The 17,967-nt window shown below is 69.7% G+C and carries 20 protein-coding genes; 5 read left to right on the top strand and 15 right to left on the bottom strand.

Translation table 11 applies throughout. From position 1 onward, the window contains the following. The first annotated feature begins 61 nt into the window (after positions 1 to 61). Positions 62 to 3,568: a hybrid sensor histidine kinase/response regulator gene (locus ACFOWB_RS09375; RefSeq protein ID WP_378146943.1), complete on the top strand. Its 3,507-nt coding sequence runs from the start codon at positions 62 to 64 to the stop codon at positions 3,566 to 3,568. 37 nt (positions 3,569 to 3,605) lie between these two features. Here ACFOWB_RS09375 and ACFOWB_RS09370 read toward each other — a convergent pair whose 3' ends face one another. Beyond that, positions 3,606 to 4,277, bottom strand: coding sequence for a response regulator transcription factor (locus ACFOWB_RS09370; protein WP_378146940.1), 672 nt, complete (start codon positions 4,275 to 4,277; stop codon positions 3,606 to 3,608). 109 nt (positions 4,278 to 4,386) lie between these two features. Further along, positions 4,387 to 4,869: a secondary thiamine-phosphate synthase enzyme YjbQ gene (locus tag ACFOWB_RS09365; protein ID WP_261405182.1), complete on the bottom strand. Its 483-nt coding sequence runs from the start codon at positions 4,867 to 4,869 to the stop codon at positions 4,387 to 4,389. A 93-nt stretch (positions 4,870 to 4,962) separates the two neighbouring features. Between ACFOWB_RS09365 and ACFOWB_RS09360 the strand changes: the two genes are divergently transcribed. Continuing rightward, the gene (locus ACFOWB_RS09360) at positions 4,963 to 5,913 is read left to right on the top strand and encodes an alpha/beta hydrolase (RefSeq protein ID WP_378146938.1); all 951 of its coding nucleotides are present in this window, start codon (positions 4,963 to 4,965) and stop codon (positions 5,911 to 5,913) included. 2 nt (positions 5,914 to 5,915) lie between these two features. Here the strand turns inward: ACFOWB_RS09360 and ACFOWB_RS09355 are convergent, their stop codons facing one another. From ACFOWB_RS09355 to ACFOWB_RS09345, 3 genes are all read right to left on the bottom strand, one after another. Further along, positions 5,916 to 6,128, bottom strand: a complete 213-nt coding sequence (locus tag ACFOWB_RS09355; RefSeq protein ID WP_261405183.1) for a hypothetical protein — start codon at positions 6,126 to 6,128, stop codon at positions 5,916 to 5,918. Between the two features lie 68 nt (positions 6,129 to 6,196). After that, on the bottom strand, positions 6,197 to 7,006 hold the full coding sequence (locus ACFOWB_RS09350; protein WP_261405184.1) for a creatininase family protein: 810 nt from the start codon (positions 7,004 to 7,006) through the stop codon (positions 6,197 to 6,199). 2 nt (positions 7,007 to 7,008) lie between these two features. Then, on the bottom strand, positions 7,009 to 7,677 hold the full coding sequence (locus tag ACFOWB_RS09345) for a pyroglutamyl-peptidase I family protein (RefSeq protein WP_261405185.1): 669 nt from the start codon (positions 7,675 to 7,677) through the stop codon (positions 7,009 to 7,011). A gap of 160 nt (positions 7,678 to 7,837) precedes the next feature. Between ACFOWB_RS09345 and ACFOWB_RS09340 the strand changes: the two genes are divergently transcribed. Next, on the top strand, positions 7,838 to 8,314 hold the full coding sequence (locus ACFOWB_RS09340) for a MarR family winged helix-turn-helix transcriptional regulator (protein ID WP_261405186.1): 477 nt from the start codon (positions 7,838 to 7,840) through the stop codon (positions 8,312 to 8,314). Between the two features lie 27 nt (positions 8,315 to 8,341). Here ACFOWB_RS09340 and ACFOWB_RS09335 read toward each other — a convergent pair whose 3' ends face one another. The 3 genes from ACFOWB_RS09335 to ACFOWB_RS09325 all read right to left on the bottom strand — a co-directional run bounded on the left by ACFOWB_RS09335 (position 8,342) and on the right by ACFOWB_RS09325 (position 9,954). Continuing rightward, positions 8,342 to 8,758 carry a hypothetical protein gene (locus ACFOWB_RS09335; RefSeq protein ID WP_261405187.1) on the bottom strand — a complete coding sequence of 139 codons (417 nt, stop codon included), beginning with the start codon at positions 8,756 to 8,758 and terminating at the stop codon, positions 8,342 to 8,344. Beyond that, entirely contained in the window at positions 8,751 to 9,464 is a 714-nt protein-coding gene (locus tag ACFOWB_RS09330; RefSeq protein ID WP_261405188.1) for a GNAT family N-acetyltransferase, read from the bottom strand. Before ACFOWB_RS09330 ends, ACFOWB_RS09335 begins: the two co-directional genes overlap by 8 nt. Before the next feature lie 82 nt (positions 9,465 to 9,546). Then, positions 9,547 to 9,954: a hypothetical protein gene (locus ACFOWB_RS09325; RefSeq protein WP_378146933.1), complete on the bottom strand. Its 408-nt coding sequence runs from the start codon at positions 9,952 to 9,954 to the stop codon at positions 9,547 to 9,549. A gap of 185 nt (positions 9,955 to 10,139) precedes the next feature. Here ACFOWB_RS09325 and ACFOWB_RS09320 point away from each other — a divergent pair, with 185 nt between their 5' ends. Then, complete coding sequence (locus ACFOWB_RS09320; protein ID WP_378146931.1) at positions 10,140 to 11,321, top strand: pyridoxal phosphate-dependent aminotransferase; 1,182 nt, start codon at positions 10,140 to 10,142, stop codon at positions 11,319 to 11,321. Between the two features lie 133 nt (positions 11,322 to 11,454). On the opposite strand, the gene ACFOWB_RS09315 is transcribed toward ACFOWB_RS09320, so the two are convergent. The 7 genes from ACFOWB_RS09315 to ACFOWB_RS09285 form a co-directional block, all read right to left on the bottom strand. Beyond that, positions 11,455 to 12,003, bottom strand: coding sequence for a cytochrome b (locus ACFOWB_RS09315; RefSeq protein ID WP_378146929.1), 549 nt, complete (start codon positions 12,001 to 12,003; stop codon positions 11,455 to 11,457). Then, positions 12,000 to 13,061: a catalase family peroxidase gene (locus ACFOWB_RS09310; protein WP_261405191.1), complete on the bottom strand. Its 1,062-nt coding sequence runs from the start codon at positions 13,059 to 13,061 to the stop codon at positions 12,000 to 12,002. Before ACFOWB_RS09310 ends, ACFOWB_RS09315 begins: the two co-directional genes overlap by 4 nt. Positions 13,062 to 13,206: 145 nt before the next feature. After that, positions 13,207 to 13,497, bottom strand: a complete 291-nt coding sequence (locus ACFOWB_RS09305) for a hypothetical protein (protein ID WP_261405192.1) — start codon at positions 13,495 to 13,497, stop codon at positions 13,207 to 13,209. A gap of 88 nt (positions 13,498 to 13,585) precedes the next feature. Further along, complete coding sequence (locus tag ACFOWB_RS09300) at positions 13,586 to 14,143, bottom strand: hypothetical protein (protein WP_261405193.1); 558 nt, start codon at positions 14,141 to 14,143, stop codon at positions 13,586 to 13,588. Positions 14,144 to 14,236: 93 nt separating this feature from the next. Then, the gene (locus ACFOWB_RS09295) at positions 14,237 to 15,112 is read right to left on the bottom strand and encodes a tellurite resistance TerB family protein (RefSeq protein ID WP_261405194.1); all 876 of its coding nucleotides are present in this window, start codon (positions 15,110 to 15,112) and stop codon (positions 14,237 to 14,239) included. Between the two features lie 102 nt (positions 15,113 to 15,214). Next, complete coding sequence (locus tag ACFOWB_RS09290; RefSeq protein ID WP_261405195.1) at positions 15,215 to 15,865, bottom strand: bifunctional 4-hydroxy-2-oxoglutarate aldolase/2-dehydro-3-deoxy-phosphogluconate aldolase; 651 nt, start codon at positions 15,863 to 15,865, stop codon at positions 15,215 to 15,217. 236 nt (positions 15,866 to 16,101) lie between these two features. Continuing rightward, complete coding sequence (locus ACFOWB_RS09285) at positions 16,102 to 16,476, bottom strand: hypothetical protein (protein WP_261405196.1); 375 nt, start codon at positions 16,474 to 16,476, stop codon at positions 16,102 to 16,104. A gap of 105 nt (positions 16,477 to 16,581) precedes the next feature. On the opposite strand from ACFOWB_RS09285, the gene ACFOWB_RS09280 reads away from it, so the two are divergent. Beyond that, positions 16,582 to 17,481 carry an ROK family protein gene (locus ACFOWB_RS09280; RefSeq protein ID WP_261405197.1) on the top strand — a complete coding sequence of 300 codons (900 nt, stop codon included), beginning with the start codon at positions 16,582 to 16,584 and terminating at the stop codon, positions 17,479 to 17,481. The last annotated feature ends 486 nt before the right edge of the window (positions 17,482 to 17,967 follow it).

Raw genomic sequence — 17,967 nt, 5'->3', positions numbered from 1 at the left:
GCGACAGGATTCGTCTCAGTCAATCGCCCGCGCGTCAGGCTGTGCGAGGAGACGGCTCAAGTTGCAGGGTTGGATCGTGTTGACCGTCGCGGCGGTCTATCTGGCGGCGCTGTTCGCGCTCGCCGCCTGGGTCGACCATTCGCGCCCGCGCTGGACGGAAGGGCGACTCCGGCCGCACCTCTATGCGCTCGGGCTTTCGGTCTACTGCACCGCCTGGTCGTTCTTCGGCGCGGTCGGCTTCGCGGCCTCGGCCGGCTGGAGCTTCCTCGCGCTTTCGATCGGCCCGGCGCTTGCGCTTGCGCTCTTCACCCCGGCGCTGAAGCGGATCGTCCGCCTCGCGAAAGAGCGCAACATCACCTCGATCGCCGACTTCATCGGCGCGCGTTACGGCAAGAGCGAGCGTGTGGCGGGACTGGTCGCCGTCGTCGCGATCGTGGGCGCGACCCCTTACGTGGCGCTGCAGCTCAAGGCGATCGCGACGTCGGTCGCCATCATGGCGGGCCCCAGCAGCGAGTTCGCGATCGATCCCGCGCTGGTCGCGGCCGCCGGGCTCGCGCTGTTCGCCATGCTGTTCGGCGCGCGTCAGGTCGCCGCCACCGAACGGCAGGAAGGGCTGATGCTGGCGGTCGCGGTCGAGTCCGTGGTCAAGCTCGCGGCCTTCCTGATCGTCGGCGGCTTCGTCACCTTCTGGCTGTTCGACGGCTATTCCGGGCTGATCGGCCGGGCCGCGGCGACCGCGGTCGTCTCGCCTTTCGCCACCGCGCCGTCTCCTGCGCACTGGGTCGCGCTGACGGCGCTGTCCTTCGCGGCCTTCCTGCTGCTTCCGCGCCAGTTCCACGTCGCCGTTGTCGAGAATCGCGACGAGGCCGACGTCGGACGCGCCGCCTATCTGTTTCCCGCCTATCTCGTCGCCTTCAACCTGTTCGTGCCGGCCGTCGCGCTCGCCGGCCTCGTGACCTTCGGGGGCGAACAGGGGATCTCGCCCGACTCTTACGTGCTCGCTTTGCCGCTCGAGGCCGGCGCGCGGTGGATCGCGGTCGCGGCCTTTCTCGGCGGCCTCTCAGCGGCCAGCGCCATGGTCATCGTCGAATGCGTGGCGCTCGCCGTGATGATGTCGAACGATCTCGCGATGCCCGTGATGCTGCGCCGCCGCTCGGCGCGCCGCGGGCACATGGCCGAGCGGCTGCTCCTCATCCGCCGCATCTCGATCGTGCTCGTCATGGGGGCCGCCTACGGGGTGAGCCGGATCGCGGGCGCGACCGATCTCTCCAGCCTCGGCCTGATCGCGATGGCGGCGATCGCCCAGCTCGCGCCGGTCTTCTTCGGCGGCCTCGCCTGGACGGGCGGCAACGCCCGGGGCGCGATCGCCGGGCTCTTGGTCGGGCTGGCGCTCTGGGGCTGGACGCTGGTGCTGCCTGCGCTTTCGGGCAGCGAGGGCTGGCTCGCGGGGCTGGTGGCGAACGGCCCATGGGGCGTCGCGTGGCTGCGTCCGCAGGCGATGTTCGGCGCCGATTTTTCCGACCCCCTCACCCATGGCGTCGTCACGAGCCTGCTGCTCAATGCGCTCGCCTATGTCGTTGTGTCGGGCACCCGCGGCTTGACGCCGATCGAGCGGCAGCAGGCGCTCGCCTTCTGCGGGCGCGAACCCGCCGGCGCGGGACCGCAGCCGACGGCGGCGAACTTCCGGCCCTGGCGCTCGCGCGCGACTGCGGGCGAGCTCGTCCAGACCGTCGCGCGCTATCTCGGGGCCGAACGCACCGAAACCGCGTTTCGCGGCTTCGGCATTGCGCGCGGCGCGGCGCTCGAGCCGAAGGCCGAAGTCGACCTCCAGACGCTGCGCTTCGCCGAGCACCTGCTCGCCTCGGCGATCGGCGCCGCCTCCTCCCGCCTCGTGCTCTCGATGCTGCTGACCAAGCGCAACGTCACGACGACGGACGCGCTGAAGCTGCTCGACGACGCCTCCGCCGCGATGCTGACGAGCCGCGACGTGCTCCAGAACGCGCTCGACCACGCCCGCCAGGGCGTCACCGCGATCGACGCCGACATGAAGCTCGTGTGCTGGAACCGGCAGTTCCGCGAACTGTTCGACCTGCCGGAAGAGATGATCCACTTCGGCGTCGGGCTCGACGACATCTTTCGCTTCAACGCGGCCCGCGGCGCCTACGGGCCGATCGACCCGGAACCCTTCATCGCCGACCGCATCGAGCGCTTCGTCGTGAAGCTCGAGACGCTGCGCACGCGCCTCCACCCGTCCGGCCGCGTCATCGAGATCCGCTCGGCCCGCATCCCGGAAGGCGGCGTCGTCACGACCTACACGGACATCTCCGACACGGTGGCGGCGCAGGAGGCGCTCGAGCGCGCGAACGAAACGCTGGAGCGGCGCGTGCGCGAGCGCACCCGCGAGCTCACCCGCCTCAACCAGGAGCTCGCCCGCGCCAAGACCGAGGCCGACGAGGCCAACATCTCGAAGACGCGGTTTCTGGCGGCGGCGAGCCACGACATCCTTCAGCCGCTCAACGCCGCGCGCCTTTTCGCCACCAGCATCGTGGAGCGCGCAGAGGAAGGCGCCGATCTCGGCCGGCTGGCGCGCAACGTCGATTCATCGCTCGACGCGGTCGAGGAGATCCTCTCCACGTTGCTCGACATCTCGCGGCTCGACACCGGCGCGATGCGCCCCGAGCTCTCGAGCTTCCGGCTCGACGACATCACGGGCCAGCTCGCGCGCGAATTCGCGCCGGTCGCCGAGGAGAAGGGCCTGAAGCTCGTCGTGATGCCGACGAACCTCACAGTGCGCTCCGACCGCCGGCTGCTTCGCCGCGTGCTCCAGAATCTCGTCTCGAACGCCATCAAGTATACGCCCGAGGGACGCGTGCTGGTCGGCTGCCGGCGCGCCAAGGGGCGGGTTCGCGTCGAGGTGTGGGACACCGGCCTCGGCATCGAGCCGCAGCAGCAGAAGGTCGTGTTCCGCGAATTCAAGCGGCTCGACCAGGGCATGCGGGTGGCGTCGGGCCTTGGCCTCGGACTTTCGATCGTCGAGCGCATCGCGCGCATCCTCGACCACCCGATCACCCTGCGCTCCGACCCCGGCAAGGGCTCGATCTTCGCGCTCGACGTGCCCGTCACCGCGCCGATGCCGGCCCTGAAGGTCGCCTCGGGCGCCGGCGCCCGGACGAGCCAGGCGCTCGCCGGGCTCAACGTGCTCGCCATCGACAACGAACCCGCGATCCTCGAGGGCATGACGACGCTGCTCACCGGCTGGGGCTGCACGATCATGACGGCGTCGAGCCTGAAGGAGGCCGAGGCCGTGGTGCGGGCGGCCAAGACCATCCCCGACGTGCTGCTCGCCGACTACCATCTCGACGACGCCGACGGCATGGAGGCGATCGTGGCGCTGCGCTGGAAATTCGGAAAGCCGGTGCCGGCCGTGCTCATCACCGCCGACCGTTCGCCGGAGCTGCGCGCCGAAACCGAAGAGAAGCAGGTGACGATGCTGCCGAAGCCGCTGAAGCCGGCGGCGCTGCGGGCCCTGCTCTCCCAGATGCTGGTGCGCAGGGACGCTGCGGAGTGACGGCCGGGGAGCTAACCGGACAGGTCAGCCGCGGCGCTCACGCGCCGGCGGCGCGCTCCGGCCACTGGCCGGCCTCGATCTTCGAGGCGGCGATGACCGCCTGGGTGCGGCTCTCGACGCCGAGCTTGGCGAGGATCGCCGAGACGTGGGCCTTCACCGTGGCTTCCGAGACGCCGAGCTCGTAGGCGATTTGCTTGTTGAGCAGGCCCTGGCTCAGCATCATCAGCACGCGGACCTGCTGCGGCGTCAGCGTGCCGAGGCGGGCGGCGAGCTTGGCCGAGCCGTCGTCCGGGCCGGTCAGGTCGACGTCGGGGGGCGACCAGGCGCCGCCGGCCAGAACTTCACGCACCGCGTCGCGCATCTCGTCGACGCCGAGCGTCTTCGGGATGAAGCCCGAGGCGCCGAAGTCCATGCAGCGGCGGATCGTGGTCGGGTCTTCGTTGGCCGAGACCACGACGACCGGCAGCGCAGGATACTGCGCCCGAAGATACATCAGGCCCGAGAAACCGCTGACGCCCGGCATGTTGAGGTCGAGCAGGACGAGGTCGAAGCCGCTGTCGGCCTCGAGCGCCTTGGAGGCGGCGTCGAAGGAGCCGGCCTCCGAGATGTCGGCGGCCTCGCCGGCCATCGCTTCACGCAAGGCGGCGCGAAACAGCGGATGGTCATCCGCAATGAGAACGCGATAGGCCGAAGTCGACGAGGTGCTCATGAGCGTCTCTTAGCGATTCGCGGTTGCGAAATCACTGCGATATGACGCCTCGTTCAGAATAGTTCTGAGGGCGTTGCGGAATTGGCGCGGTTCGGGCCGTTCCGAAGCCTTAAACAGCCTTCCGCCCGGAGAAATGCACCACGATCTCGCGGGCGTGCGGGCGGTCGCGGTGCTCCAGGAGATAGACCGCCTGCCAGGTGCCGAGCGCAAGCCGGCCGCCGATCACCGGAATCGAGAGCGAGACGCCGGTCAGCATCGTCTTCACATGGGCGGGCATGTCGTCCGGCCCCTCGATGCCATGGCGCCACCCGGCGTCGCGCGGCGCCAGGCGGTCGAGCGCGTCCACGAGGTCGTCGAGCACTTCGGGGCTGGCGTTCTCCTGAATGGTCAACGAGGCGGAGGTGTGCCGCACGAAGAGCGTCGCGAGGCCGTCTCCGGCCTTGCCCTCGCGCAGCGCCTGCGCGACCGCTCCGGTGACGTCGACGAGGCCCGGCCCCCGCGTGCCGACGGAAAAGCGCGCGATCGCCTGGTGGTCCGCTGGACCCGCGGAGACGAGGCTGAGGTCGGCGTCGCGCAACAGAGGGTTGGCCATGCGGGCCCATCTCGGGCGCGAAGGCCTTGCGGCGAGCCCCCGCTCGCGTGTTTTCTCGCCGCGCCCGCCCGAAACCAAGCCGGAGCCCGGACGATGAAGCCGCTCACGATCGACCCCGCCGTCTTCGCCGAAGGCGCCGCGCCCGAAGGAACGGAGGCGCTGGCCAGGAAGCTGATCGCGCAGGCGAGCCTTGCGCCCGACACCTGGGCGCTCGGCCCCGCCGAGGTGCGCGCCCGCCGCGCCAAGGGGCTGACGCCGTTCATCGTGGAGCCGAAGAGCGCGCGGGCCGAGACGATCCTCGTTCCCGGTCCCGCCGGCGAGGTTCCGGTGCGCGTGATCGCGCCCGAAGACCCGACCGCTCTCTACCTGCACTTCCACAGCGGCGGCTGGACGCTCGGAACCTGCGACCAGGACGATCCGCGGCTCGAGCGCCTCGCGACCGAACTCGGCTTCGCGTGCCTTTCGGTCGACTACCGGCTCGCGCCCGAACACCCCTACCCCGCGGGTCCCGACGATTGCGAGGCGGCCGCGCTCTGGGTCGCGCGCGAGGCGAAACAAAAATTCGGCGTCGAGACGCTGCTGATCGGCGGCGAGTCCGCCGGGGCGCATCTCACGGCCGTGACGCTCGTGCGTCTGCGCGATCGCCACGGTCTGACGCCGTTCGCCCGCGCCAACCTGACGGCCGGCAGCTTCGACATGTCGCTGACGCCGAGCGCGCGGGCCTTCGGCAACCAGAAGCTCGTGCTCGGCACGCGCGACATCCGCATGTTCGCCGCGAATTTCCTGCAGAACGGCGAAGACCTGCGCGATCCCGACGTCTCGCCGCTCTACGCAGACCTTGCGGGCCTGCCGCCCGCGATCTTCACCGTCGGCGTTCGCGACCCGCTGCTCGACGACACGCTGTTCATGGCGGCGCGCTGGGTCGCGGCGGGCAATCAGGCGGAGCTCCAGGTCTGGCCCGGCTCCGCCCATGTCTTCACCTCGCTGCCCGACCCGAACGCCGAGCCGGCCTACGCCAAGGTCATGGCGTTCCTAAGAGGCTAGGATCACGCCTTCCCGGCGATCACGCTCAGCAGGACCTTGGCCACTTCGGCCGTCACCTTGCGCCGGTACTTGCGGTGGACGAGCTGGCCGTTGTGGTAGACGTCGTGCTCGACATAGAGGACGGAGCCGTCCCAGCGCAGCACGTTGTCGGTCTCGGTGGTCTCGATGACCTTGAGCCCTTCGATCAGCCGCTCGTCTTGCCGAACGTCCCCCATGCGCGCTGTCCCCTTGTTATCGTTGTCGCCGGCGCATTTGAGACGCCGGCCCGCGATTTGTCGACCCGTCAGGCGATGGGCCCGACGTCGAGGCGCTCCATCGGAAAGCGCGCCACGTCCTTGAGCAGCTCCACGAAGGCGCGCGCGCCGTGCTCGATCGCGTCGGCGCCGGCCTCCGCCGTGCCGGAAGCCGCGTTCCCGATCGCGCCGGCGGCGTTGATGTCCTGCGCCATCCAGCCGAAGCCCGCGGGCGAGGTCGCCCGCAGATGCGCGAACTCGCGCTCCATGTCGATCGTATAGGGGCGGAAGTCGCGCGCCTCGTCCATGCGGACAAGGTCGGACCTGAGCTTGAGCATCAGCGCCGTCTCGATGCCGCCCGCATGGATGCCGTGGCGGATCTCCTCGGGCTCGAACAGCCCGGCCGGATAGCCGAAGCGCTGCCAGTGGCAGTGCACCGCCAGCATCCCCCGCCGCACGCGCAAGCTCCGCGCCACGACGTCGAGCACCGCGGTGTTGCCGCCGTGGCTGTTCATGAGGATCAGCTTGCGGACGCCCGCGCGCGCCACCGACTCGCCGATGTCGGTCCAGGCGCGGATGATGGTCTCAGGAGCGATCGACAGCGTGCCGGGAAAGGCGGCGTGCTCGGCCGAGGTTCCGACGCGCTGCATCGGCAGCACCGTGATCGGCAGGTCGTCCGGGACGAGCTCCAGCGCGCGCTCGAGATAGCCCTCGCCGATCATGGAGTCGACACCGAGCGGAAGATGCGGCCCGTGCTGCTCCACCGCCGCGACGGGGAGCACCGCGATCCACTCGCCGACCGAAGGATCGCAAAAGTCGCTGGTCGTCATCTCCGTCCAGCGGCGGCGGGGCAGGCTCATCGTCAGGCGTCCGGCGGTCGGTTTCGGTCGCGCCGGGTATGGACCAGAAACGCCGCGACCGCACGCGCCATGTCGTCGAGGGGAAGCGCGAAGCAGCTAGCGAGCCGCGCCGCCGCGGGAACGCCCGCCGCCACCTGTTCGGGCGTCAGAGGCAGATGGAGAAAGGTCGCGACGAAAGCCGGCGAAGCGCGCTCGGCGGCCTCGAGCGCGAGGTAGAGGGTCTGGTTGCAGAGATGCGCGCCGGCGTCGTCCGAGACCTCCGCCGGGAAGCCGAGAGCTCGAAGCGCCGCCGCCGCGCCTTCGAGATCCGGCCACGAGGCGGCGCGCGTCTCCCGTCCGCCGTCGCGCACCGGGCCGAGCGCGCCAAACTGTCCGCGCGCGTCGGCGACCCGAAGGTCGCGCCGGTTGCGGGCGACCCGCTCGAAGGACAACGCCTCGCGTCCGGCCGCCTGGCCGGTGAGGAGCACATGGCTCGGGCGCGTCTCGGCGATCGCCGCGGCGAGCTGGCGCTCCGCCGCCTCCGTGTCGACCTCGAGAAGCCTGAAGGCGACGGGCCCTCCGAAGGCGGCTTCCAACCTCGCCCGATCGCTCGCGAGAAGCCGGAGCAGCGCCTCCGAGCAGTTCGGTCCGCCGTCGAAACGGCCGAAGGCTGTCAGCAGAAGACGATTCACGACGCGCTCCGCCCTTGCGGACATTCGAGGGACGCCTCAGAAAGCATGCGCCGCCGCAGATCTTTGACGCGCTCGACTTCCTGTCACGAGACCAGCATATGCTTCGTCGGCCATATTGTTACGCCGCCGAGCCGGGCCAAGCCTTCGAGAAGGGCCGACCATGAAGAGCCCCTACGCCAAGACCGTGGGCTACGAGCTGCTCCACGCCGCGCGGCTGCACCGCGCCCGCAGCGCTCAACTCCTTCAGGAGCTCGGATTGTTTCCGGGCCAGGAGCAAGTGTTGACCCTGCTCGCCGCGCAGGAGAGCGGCCGGACCATGGGCGATCTCGCGGCCGAGCTTCGGGTGCGTCCGCCGACCGCCTCCAAGACGGTGGCGCGTCTCGCGGCGCAAGGCCTCGTAGAGCGCCGCGCCGTGGACGGCGACGGGCGGGTCGTGCGGGTCGAACTGACCGAAGAGGGCCGTCGCCGCGCAGAGGCCGTCGAGGGCGTCTGGGGCGCGCTCGAAAAGGAAGCCTGTGACGGCGTCGACGGCAAGGACCGCAAGAGGATCCGCAAGCTTCTGCGCAAGGTCGGCTCCAATCTCGGAGCCCAGCTCGGCGCGGCGCCCGGCGAGGACGAGCCGGACGACGAGGACTGACGCGGCCTTACGCGCGCAACAGCCGGCTCAACTGTCGCGCTCAGGCGGCGCGAGGTCGGCCGGATCCGCGCCCCAGTAATGCATCGCGATGTTCTGGTTGTTTCGGATCACGGCGCCGGCGATCCGCACGTCGCCGCCCGCGAAGGTCTGCGGATCGGCGCCGCACATGCGGGTGAAGGCGGCCTGCTGAACGACGGCGACGAAGTAGTCAGGCGGCGGAGGCCGAAGGTCGGGTCCCGCCCCGCCGAGACGGGCCTTCGCGTCCTCCGCCGCCCGTCGCATCGCCGACTCGACGGCGTCGAGCATGTCGCGCTCGATCCGCCTGAGCTCCTGGCTCCAGCGAGCCTGCTCGGGCGTCAGCACCGGGCAGACGTCGGGGGTCGTCGCGGGCCTGCGTGGATCGGCCTTGGCCGAGGCGCCTTCGCCCGAGCGCTCGTCAGCCATCGCCCCTCAGCTCCGCCAGCTTGCGGAGCTGCCTTCCGTCGGCGTCGAAGTTCTCGGGCTTCAGCCACGCCTCGAACGCGGCCCTGACGGCCGGCCAGTCGTCCTCGGTCATCGCGAACCACGAGGTGTCGCGGCTGCGGCCCTTGATCACCATATGCTTGCGGAAGATCCCTTCGAAACGGAAGCCGTAGCGCAGCGCAGCGGCCCGCGAGGGCGCGTTGAGCGCGTCGCACTTCCACTCGTAACGGCGGAAGCCGAGCGAGAAGGCGTGAGCCGCCATCAGATACATGGCCTCGGTCGCGGCCGGCGTGCGCGACAGCGCCGGCGAGAACAGGATCGAGCCGACCTCGACCGTGCGGTGCCCGAGATCGACCCGCATGAAGCCCGCGCGCCCGAGCGTCTTGCCGCTCGCCTTGTCGCGGATCGCGAGCGTGGCGACGTCGGTCGCCGCGGCGGCGGTCTTGAGCGCCGCCGCCATCGCGGCCTCGCTTTCGAACGGCCCGTCGAACAGATAGGCGAAGCGCGCCTCGCGACCCTCGCCATGGGTCGGCGCGTAGAGATCGGCCGCGTCCTTCTCCGGATCGAGCGGGCCCAGAACGACGTGCCGGCCTTCCAGCCTCACCGGCGTCGGCCGCGTCGGCGCCGGGCCCTCGACCTTGAGGCCGCGCGGCGGAACGAGATCGGGATCGGTGGGAGACGTCGTCATCATCAAAAGCCTGAAACTGGAGCCGCGTCGGTCCTGCCGCGTCCGGCGCGGCTCGTCCAACGCCTTTTCGTGAGGCAAGCCATCAGAGTTTCATCATCGGCGACCAGCCGAGCTCCGGCGCAAAGCGGGAGACCAGCTTGTCCTTGCCCTCCGCCGGGAACGCCACCCAGGCGGAGCCGTCCTTCGGGCAGCCGGCGAGAAACGCGACCCCGAAGAACTGCGTCGGGCCGCTGGCGTCTGTGCCGGCCTTCTTGATCAGGGCCTTGAGGTTCTCGCGCACATGCGCCTCGCCGAGCTCGCGGGCGCGCGCCTTGATCTTTTCGGCCAGCGCCTTGGTGCAGAAGTCCGCCTGCGGATGCACCACGATGCGGATCTGGACGTTCGAACGCCCGACCTTCGAGGCGACGATCGTCTGCTTCAGGGGCGCGGCCGCCACGGGCGCGACGGCGGCGAAAACGGCGAGGATCGCGGCGGCGCGGAGAAGGATCATGGCTTGCGTCAGATCACCAAAAAGCGGCGGGCGTGAGCCCGCGCCGGAATTTTGGCGCGCGCGTCTGGCCCGCCGGCTTGCAGGACGGCCATGAATCGGACGCGCATGACATTCGCCGCGCAAATGATAGGTGAAGCGTCCCGCGCGGTCCGACCGCGCCACGACTGTCAGCCGGGAGGCCGAAAATGCTGAAGACCGTCGCCGCCTTCGACCGGATCGGCGAGGAAAACGCCTTCGCGGTGCTCGCCCGCGCGACCAAGCTCGCCTCGGAAGGCAAGGACATCGTCAATCTCGGCATCGGCCAGCCCGACTTTCCGACCCCGCCCCACATCGTCGAGGCCGCGGTCAAGGCGCTGAAGGACGGCCATCACGGCTACACGCCCGCGACCGGCATCCTTCCGCTGCGCGAGGCGGTGTCCAAAGACCTGAACCGCCGCTTCGGCGTCGAGGTCGATCCGGACCTCGTGATGATCGTGCCGGGCGGCAAGGTCACGATGTACGCCGCCATCCTCCTCTTCGGAGAGCCGGGCGTCGACATCCTCTATCCGGACCCCGGTTTCCCGATCTATCGCTCGATGATCGAGTTCACGGGCGCCAATCCGATCCCGGTGCCGATCCGCGAGGAGAACGGCTTCGCCTTCTCGGCCGAGGAGACGCTCGCGCTCATCACCCCGAAGACTCGGCTGCTGATCATCAACTCGCCCGCCAATCCCACCGGCGGCGTGACCCCGAAGGACGAGATCGACAAGCTGGTGAAGGGTCTCGAGGCCTTTCCGGACGTCGCGATCATGTCGGACGAGATCTACGACCAGCTGACCTTCGACGGGCTCGAGCACCAGACGCTCCTGGCCTATCCGGAGATCCGCGACCGGCTGATCGTGCTGAACGGCTGGTCCAAGACCTACGCCATGACCGGCTGGCGGCTCGGCTGGTCGGTCTGGCCGAAGAAGCTCTATGACGACGTCCGCAAGCTCGGGGTCAACGCCTGGTCCTGCGTCAACGGCCCCACCCAGTGGGCCGGGATCGCGGCGCTCGAAGGCCCGCAGGACGCGGTCGCCCACATGCGCGCCGAGTTCGACAAGCGCCGCAAGCTCGTGACCGAAGGCCTCAACGCGCTGCCAGGCGTCTCCGCGATCGCGCCCAAGGGCGCGTTCTACGCCTATCCCAACGTCAAGGAGACCGGCTGGAAGGCGAAGCCGCTCGCCTCCGCGCTGCTCGACGACGCCGGCGTGGCGGTGATCGGCGGGCCGGATTTCGGCGTGCTGGGCGAAGGCTACATCCGCCTCAGCTACGCCAATTCGGCCGAGAACATCTCGAAGGCGCTCGAGCGCATGAAGACGTTTCTGGAGAAGCGTGCGGCGGCGTGAACCGCCCCTTGTCCCGGACGTGACCCGGGACCCAGAGACGGCGGCGCTTCCGATGAAGGCGCCGCCGGTTGCGATGAGTTCGGGACCGGCATCGATTCTGGATCCCAGACCAAGTCCGGGACAAGAGCGGCGGCTACTCCGCCGGCGCGCGGCCGCCCGCCATCTGCTGGAACACCCCGTCGCGGCGCACCAGCGCGTGGAACAGCGCCGCGGCGAGGTGGAGCAGGATCAGCGCGAAGAAGCAGAGCGCGAGCCCCGCATGGGCGGTCCAGAGCGCGGCGTGCAGCTCGCGGCTCGGCGATACGATGGGCGGCAGATGGACGGCCCCGAACAGCACGATCGGATAGTCGGCCGCCGACATCATAGCCCAGCCGATGATCGGCATCGCGATCATCAGCCCGTAGAATGCGAGATGCGAGAGCTTCGCCGCGAGCTTCATCGGCTCGGGCATGCCGGCGGGAAGCTCGGGCGCGCCCTGGACGAGGCGCACGGCGATCCGCAGCAGCGCCAGGATCAGGATCGCGATCCCGAGCGGCCGGTGAACCGCGATCAGCGTCTCGCGGACCTGATCGACGGTCGCCGTCATGCCGACGCCGACGAACAGCATGGCGAGGATCGCGAGCGCCATCGACCAGTGCAGCGCGCGCTGCAACGGGGAGAACTTCGCCACAGCGCCGCTCATTTCGACATCTCCGGATTCGTCGCGGGATAGGCCTTCGCCTCCGCCGTGCGCTTGTCGAAGGAGGCCTGATAGACCGCCGAGCGCGCAGCCGGGAACGGATCGTCCGAGGTCGAGATCCCGGACGGCAGAACCGTCGGGTCGAAATTGAGGTCGCGGCAGGGGCCGTCAGGCTCGTTCTGGACGGCGGAGGCCACGACCTCGCCAACCTCGACTTTCTCGCGGTCCTCGGGCCAGGCCTTGGTCGGGTCGGCCGTCGGGTCTCCAGGGCCCGCCAGCGTCACCACCATCTTCCAGCGCACGGGACCGGCCTTCACCCGGTCCGTGAGCTCGCTTTCGAGAAAGTTCGGACCGCGCTTGCCGAGTTCGTCCGGCTTGGAGGCGACCGGCTCGACGGTCGGCAGGAACGACCAGCGCACCGCGCGCGAGGCGCCGGACGCGTCCGAGAACAGGAAGGCGTTCAGCCCGTTGTAGCGATCCTGCGCGTAGCTCTCGGTCCAGGGCGCGCTTCCGGCCCAGGCCCCGAAGCCCGCAAACTCCGGATGGGCGCCCGCATAGGCCTTCAGCGCCTCCGGATCCTTGGACCCCGACGCCTTCAGCAGCTCGTAGAACGACGCCGGCGTCGAGGCCGCGAACACCGGAGCGGTGATGTTGGCCATCCGCCATTGCTGCCCGTCCGGCGTCGAGATCTGGAGGCTGAGCCCCCGCACCCTCGCGCTTGCGTCCATCGCCATCGGATTGGGCGTCGCGAGGTTGAGACGCCCGACCACTGGGTAGCGTCCTGCGGCGAGCGCTTGCGCCTTCGACAGCCGGGCTCCAGCGCCGTTGGAGACGAACTCGCCCGTGAAGCACACGCCCTTGGCGTGGTTGCGGCGATGGCCCGCCGCGGGACCGGACGGCGGCGCGAGCGCCGTTAGGAACCTGTCAGGCGTCAGCCGATCGGGCGAGAGCCAGCCGGCCGTATAGGCGAAGGCGCCGCCCGCGCCGGCGACGATCGCCCCGATGAGGACCACCGGGCCGAGGAGCGACGCCGGCTTCTTGGGATCGGGCGTTGGGGACATGGGCGGGAAACTCCCTCGCTGTGCGCGTCATTCGAGATCGCGGCGACGAGCCACGCGCGATCTAAAATGCTTCCAGCCAAGGGAGGATCAACCGGCGGGTGCGCCCGCCCGCCGTCCCGCAAACGCAAGTAACGAATTCAGAACGTCAACGTTCGGGCTTTGTCTCGCGGTCGCCCTGGTCGCGCTGGAGGCCCGGAAACTCGCCGAGATTCTCCTGAAGCTTCGCTTCTTCGACCGAGCGGCCGAACCGCTTTTCGGCCTCTTCCGCGACGGCGTCTTCGACCGGCTCGAGCCCGGCCTTCGGATTGGACTCGAAAGCCGCGAGCTCGCGGGCCTTCTCGATGTAATCGTCCATCCGGCCCTCCGGGGATCCGGCGTCTTCCCAGAGCTTCTTCGCGCGGGCCTTGAGAGCGGGGGTGACGGGGGTCTCGGACATGGGAACTCGCTTGGAACGTGGGGTTTCGTAATGAAAACCCGCGGCGACCCGGAACCGTTCCGGATCCGCTGTTTCCGCCGAGGACGGCCTAGCGGATCACGAGCCGCGCGCCCCAGCGCGAGCCGGGCTCGACGTCGAGCCGGTCGTCGGGCGGAAAGGGCGGCCGCGACGCATCGTCCGGCGGCGCGGCGATTTCGTTGAGGTCGACCAGCCGCGGCGTCCCGACGAGCGCCTCGCTCTCGTCCTTCAGCTCATAAACGAGGCCGTTGGCGAGCGTCGCGCCGAACTGCGCCGGCGTCTTGAACATGAAGATGAGGCTCGCCTCGAGCCAGCCGAGCTTGTCGGCCGCGACGGTGCGCGGGTTCGCGTAAGGATAGGGCACGTGACACAGGATCTCCTTGCCCTCCAGGCATTTGAACTCGCGCATGGAGAGGAAGAAGTCCTTGAAGCGGCCTTGGTCCATCGCGACCGCAAAGGTCGCGCCCTCGGCCGCCTTCGAGAACGTGATCGAACCGACGGCGACGGTGTCGCCGTCGCTCGTCTCCAGCGTGACGTTCTTGCGGCCGTCGAACTCGAAGGCGCGAAGCGTCGTCGGCGCGGCCGTCACGGCTGCGCAGGCTACGAGGATGGTGGCGATGCGGGACATAGCGACCTTCGCCGGACAGAAACGACGTCCGGCGAAGGTCCGCGAGCGGCGCGGAGCGCGCCATTCGCTTTAGGTGCATGAGCCGAAAGGGCGTCAGCCGGCCTCGACGCCGGAGGCCTTGGCCTGCGCGGCCATCTGCTCGAGATGGGCGACGAGCGGCGCGCCGAGGCCGAGCTTCTGGGCGAGGGTCTCGAGGAAACGCTTCTCGCCGTCGGTGTCGGGATCGATCGTGAGGCGGGCGGCGAGCCACACCTCGGAGGCGAGTTCCGGACCACGAGCTTCGGCGGCGATCTCGTCGAGATCGTCAGGCCGACCGAGATGATCGATCAGGAAGGTCTGCTCGTCGCCGTCGGCGCCCGCGGCCTTGAGGGCGTCGCGGATCTTGGCGATCTCGTCGCCGTCGATGCGCCCGTCGGAGCGCGCCGCGGCGATCATCGCCCGCACCAGCAGCAGGCCGAGCTTCTGCTCCTCGTCCGAGCCGTTCGGAACGAAAGCCGTCTCTTGCGGCGGAGGCGCGATCTGGACCGGAGCAGCGGGCGGCGGCGCGGACGGCGCCTGCGCCGGCGGCTGCTGGTTCTTGTCCTGGTAGTTCTGCCAGGCCTTGTAGGCGAGGCCCCCGAGGATCGCGAGACCGCCGAGCTTCACGGCCGACCCGCTCATCGGGATCTTCTTCTTGCCGCCGCCGAGCAGAACGGAGGCCAGCGTCCCCGCGATCGCGCCGCCCGCGACGCCGCCGAGCGGCCCCTTCGCGAAACCTTCGATCTGGCTGCGCAGGTCTCCGCCGCCGGAGCTTTGTTGCGGGGCCGGAGGCCGCCCCTGCTGATCGACAGGAGCGGGCGTCGAACCCGGCCCGCCCATGCGCGACAGCGCGCCGCCGATCGCCTCGCTAAGACCGCCGCCGGGCTTTCCCGATGCGGAGCCTGCCCCCGAACCGAGGAATTGGTCGAGGAGCTTCTTGGCGTCGAGCATGGGCGGGAGCCTCCGTTGAAGTCGCAGATCAGGTCGCGACGGACGTAAGCTTCCCAACCCTGCGGGACAAGAGCGCCGCCGGCTCGAACGTGCGGCGCGCCCTCAGCGCGCCTTGAGCGCGGCCGCCTCCTTGGCGAGCGACTGGATCTTCCCCCAGTCGCCGGCGTCGATCGCGTCCTGCGGCGCGACCCAGGAGCCGCCGCAGCAGGCGACGTTGCGCAGCTTCAGGTAGTCCTGGACGTTCGACATGTCGATGCCGCCGGTCGGCACGAAGTGAAGCTCCGGCAGCGGGGCGACGAGCGACTTCAGGAACGCCGGACCGCCCGCGGGGCCGGCCGGGAAGAACTTCGCGAAGGTGGCCCCGCGCTCGGAGAGCTGCATCGCCTCCGACACCGTCGACACGCCGGGCAGCCACGGCACCGGCGCTTCGCTGGCCGCGCCGAGAAGCCGAGAGCTCGAACCCGGGCTGACGAGGAAGGACGCGCCGGACTCGATCGCCTGCTGCACGTGCTCGGGCTCGAGGATCGTGCCGGCGCCGACCGTGACGCCCTCCACCTCGTCGACGATGGCCTTCAGCGCCTCGAGCGCCTTCGGCGTGCGCATGGTGACCTCAAGAACGGTGAGGCCGCCGTCGCGCAGGGCCTTGGCGGTCTCAAGCCCCGACTTGGCGTCGGAGAAGGTGAGGACCGGGATCACCGGGGTCTGGGACAGGATCGCGGCGAGGCGTTCGGTCTTGGCGAGCGTGAATGACATTGGGGGCTCCCTCGCGGACGCAAAATATATGGCGCACGTCCATCGCCCCCTGCGCCCTGAAGGTCAAGCCGTTGGAGTTCCAAGACGCCGGCGACGGCGGAGCCCTGCCCGGCCGTCCTCTGGCGCGCGCCGCTATCGACCTGATCTCTCTGCTCTTTTTGTGCGCCGCAACGAAGCCCTGTTCCGACTGCGGAGCGGCTTTGCGTCAGCGCATCGACGCCGATCGCGAACGAAGACTAGCGAACCTGCGGACCACCGAGGCATCCGCCGGCGTCGGTCTTGCCGATCGATCCGTCCGGGCAGCGGATGGTGCGGCCGCCGTCCTCCGGGTATTTGCGCTCGGCGCTGATCGCGCTTCCAGCCGCGCGGCCGCCCGCCGCGCCGGCCGCGCCGCCCGAGGCCTGCGTTCCCTGCGGGGTCGTGGCGGAGTAAGACGGCGAGGACAGTGAGCCGCCGGAGGCCCCCGACGAGCCGCCGGCGCTCGATGCGCCGCTTGAGCTTCCCAAACCTCCCGAGGAGGAGCCTCCGCTCTGCGCCAGCGCGGGGGCGCCGGCGACAGCGAGCGAGGCGGACAGGAGAGCCGATGTGAGCAGGATGCGGACGGTCGACATGACGGCAGCCTTTCATGCGAACTGCGCGCCGCCGCGATCGGAACGACGCGCCTACCGGCCGAACCCGCGGAGGCCCGCTTCGTTCCGCGCGCGGAGACCTTCGGCATGCTGATCGGCGTCGACATCGGCGGCACGAAAATCGAAGCCGCGGCGCTCGACGACGACGGCGCGACGCTGGGGCGGAAGCGCGTCTCGACCCCGAGAGGCGATTACGACGGCGCTTTGGGCGTCATCCGGGATATCGTGGCGGATATGGAGGCGAGGTTTGGGCAGGCCGCCGGCGTCGGGATAGGGACGCCAGGCTCGCTGTCACCCAGAACCGGTCTCGTGCGAAACGCCAACTCCACCTGGTTCAACGGACGGCGGCTTCAGGGCGATCTCGAGTTCGTTCTCCGGAGGCCCGTCCGCATCGAGAACGACGCCAACTGCCTCGCCGTCTCCGAGGCGACCGACGGAGCCGCCGCCGGGGCGCAGGTGGCGTTCGCCGTGATCCTCGGCACCGGATGCGGCGCGGGGATCGCGATCGACGGCCGCGCTTTCGCCGGCCGCAACGGCGTCGCCGGCGAGTTCGGCCACAACGCCCTGCCCTGGCCGCATGGCCCCGACGAGATGCCCGGCCCGCGCTGCTGGTGCGGCAAGGATGGCTGCGTCGAGACCTATCTCTCCGGCTCGGGCTTTTCCGCGCGCCATGCCGAAGCCGAGGCGAGGCGGCTTTCCGCGCCTGAGATCGTTGCGGCGGCCCGTCAGGGCGAGGAGACGGCGCGCAGGTCTCTCGATCGCTATCGCGATCGTCTGGCGCGCGCGTTGGCCGCCGTGGTCAATCTGCTCGATCCGGACGTCATCGTGCTGGGCGGCGGCATGTCGAACGTCGACGAGATCTATGTAGACCTGCAGCAGCTGATGGCGCCGCATGTCTTTTCCGACGGTTTCGACACCCCGGTCCTGAAGGCCGCGCACGGCGACTCGTCGGGGGTCCGAGGGGCCGCATGGCTGTGGAGACCGTAGGGCCGTTGGGCTCGGGCTCGGGCCCGACATGAAAAAGGCCCGCTCGTGGCGCGGGCCTTCAGTTCGGTTTGTCCTAGCCGATCAGCGCCGCCGCGTGCGGCGCGGAGACGCCGTCTCCAGCATCATGCCCCAATAGGCCATCGAGGTGATCCAGAAAGCGAAAGGGGTTCCGGAAAGGGGGTGCATGTCACGTCTCCCATGCGACTTGGCCGGGCGAGGCGAGCGATGCAGGACTTGCTCACCGATACTTCGAAACGTCGCGCCCGGCGTTTCGGTTGATCTCTAAACCGCCGATGGAGATCTTCGGTTCCTCGGATTAGACCAAGGGATGACGGCTTCGTGACGGTGCGAGCTGCGCCTCGTCGGCCTGAAGCGCGAGGCGCGTCGGACCGACCGTGCGACTGGAGCTGTGTCGCGACGGCAGCGTGGCCTGTCGAGTGTTTGTCTCGTCGGGCGTTTTGCGTGTTTTGTTTTTTGAGGTTTGGT

The sequence above is a fragment of the Chenggangzhangella methanolivorans genome (assembly GCF_042648545.1).
GTDB classification, from domain to species: domain Bacteria; phylum Pseudomonadota; class Alphaproteobacteria; order Rhizobiales; family Methylopilaceae; genus Methylopila; species Methylopila methanolivorans.
Note: the sequence above shows the minus strand (reverse complement) of the source record. Positions and strands in the feature narration are given on the sequence as shown.

Excerpts from the sequence above, each read along its gene's own strand:
- ACFOWB_RS09370 (WP_378146940.1), bottom strand. The coding sequence starts at position 4,277 with ATGAGCACCTCGTCGACTTCGGCCTATCGCGTTCTCATTGCGGATGAC.
- ACFOWB_RS09365 (WP_261405182.1), bottom strand. The coding sequence starts at position 4,869 with ATGGCCAACCCTCTGTTGCGCGACGCCGACCTCAGCCTCGTCTCCGCG.
- ACFOWB_RS09360 (WP_378146938.1), top strand. The coding sequence starts at position 4,963 with ATGAAGCCGCTCACGATCGACCCCGCCGTCTTCGCCGAAGGCGCCGCG.
- ACFOWB_RS09355 (WP_261405183.1), bottom strand. The coding sequence starts at position 6,128 with ATGGGGGACGTTCGGCAAGACGAGCGGCTGATCGAAGGGCTCAAGGTC.
- ACFOWB_RS09350 (WP_261405184.1), bottom strand. The coding sequence starts at position 7,006 with ATGAGCCTGCCCCGCCGCCGCTGGACGGAGATGACGACCAGCGACTTT.
- ACFOWB_RS09340 (WP_261405186.1), top strand. The coding sequence starts at position 7,838 with ATGAAGAGCCCCTACGCCAAGACCGTGGGCTACGAGCTGCTCCACGCC.
- ACFOWB_RS09335 (WP_261405187.1), bottom strand. The coding sequence starts at position 8,758 with ATGGCTGACGAGCGCTCGGGCGAAGGCGCCTCGGCCAAGGCCGATCCA.
- ACFOWB_RS09330 (WP_261405188.1), bottom strand. The coding sequence starts at position 9,464 with ATGACGACGTCTCCCACCGATCCCGATCTCGTTCCGCCGCGCGGCCTC.
- ACFOWB_RS09325 (WP_378146933.1), bottom strand. The coding sequence starts at position 9,954 with ATGATCCTTCTCCGCGCCGCCGCGATCCTCGCCGTTTTCGCCGCCGTC.
- ACFOWB_RS09320 (WP_378146931.1), top strand. The coding sequence starts at position 10,140 with ATGCTGAAGACCGTCGCCGCCTTCGACCGGATCGGCGAGGAAAACGCC.
- ACFOWB_RS09315 (WP_378146929.1), bottom strand. The coding sequence starts at position 12,003 with ATGAGCGGCGCTGTGGCGAAGTTCTCCCCGTTGCAGCGCGCGCTGCAC.
- ACFOWB_RS09310 (WP_261405191.1), bottom strand. The coding sequence starts at position 13,061 with ATGTCCCCAACGCCCGATCCCAAGAAGCCGGCGTCGCTCCTCGGCCCG.
- ACFOWB_RS09305 (WP_261405192.1), bottom strand. The coding sequence starts at position 13,497 with ATGTCCGAGACCCCCGTCACCCCCGCTCTCAAGGCCCGCGCGAAGAAG.
- ACFOWB_RS09300 (WP_261405193.1), bottom strand. The coding sequence starts at position 14,143 with ATGTCCCGCATCGCCACCATCCTCGTAGCCTGCGCAGCCGTGACGGCC.
- ACFOWB_RS09295 (WP_261405194.1), bottom strand. The coding sequence starts at position 15,112 with ATGCTCGACGCCAAGAAGCTCCTCGACCAATTCCTCGGTTCGGGGGCA.
- ACFOWB_RS09290 (WP_261405195.1), bottom strand. The coding sequence starts at position 15,865 with ATGTCATTCACGCTCGCCAAGACCGAACGCCTCGCCGCGATCCTGTCC.
- ACFOWB_RS09285 (WP_261405196.1), bottom strand. The coding sequence starts at position 16,476 with ATGTCGACCGTCCGCATCCTGCTCACATCGGCTCTCCTGTCCGCCTCG.
- ACFOWB_RS09280 (WP_261405197.1), top strand. The coding sequence starts at position 16,582 with ATGCTGATCGGCGTCGACATCGGCGGCACGAAAATCGAAGCCGCGGCG.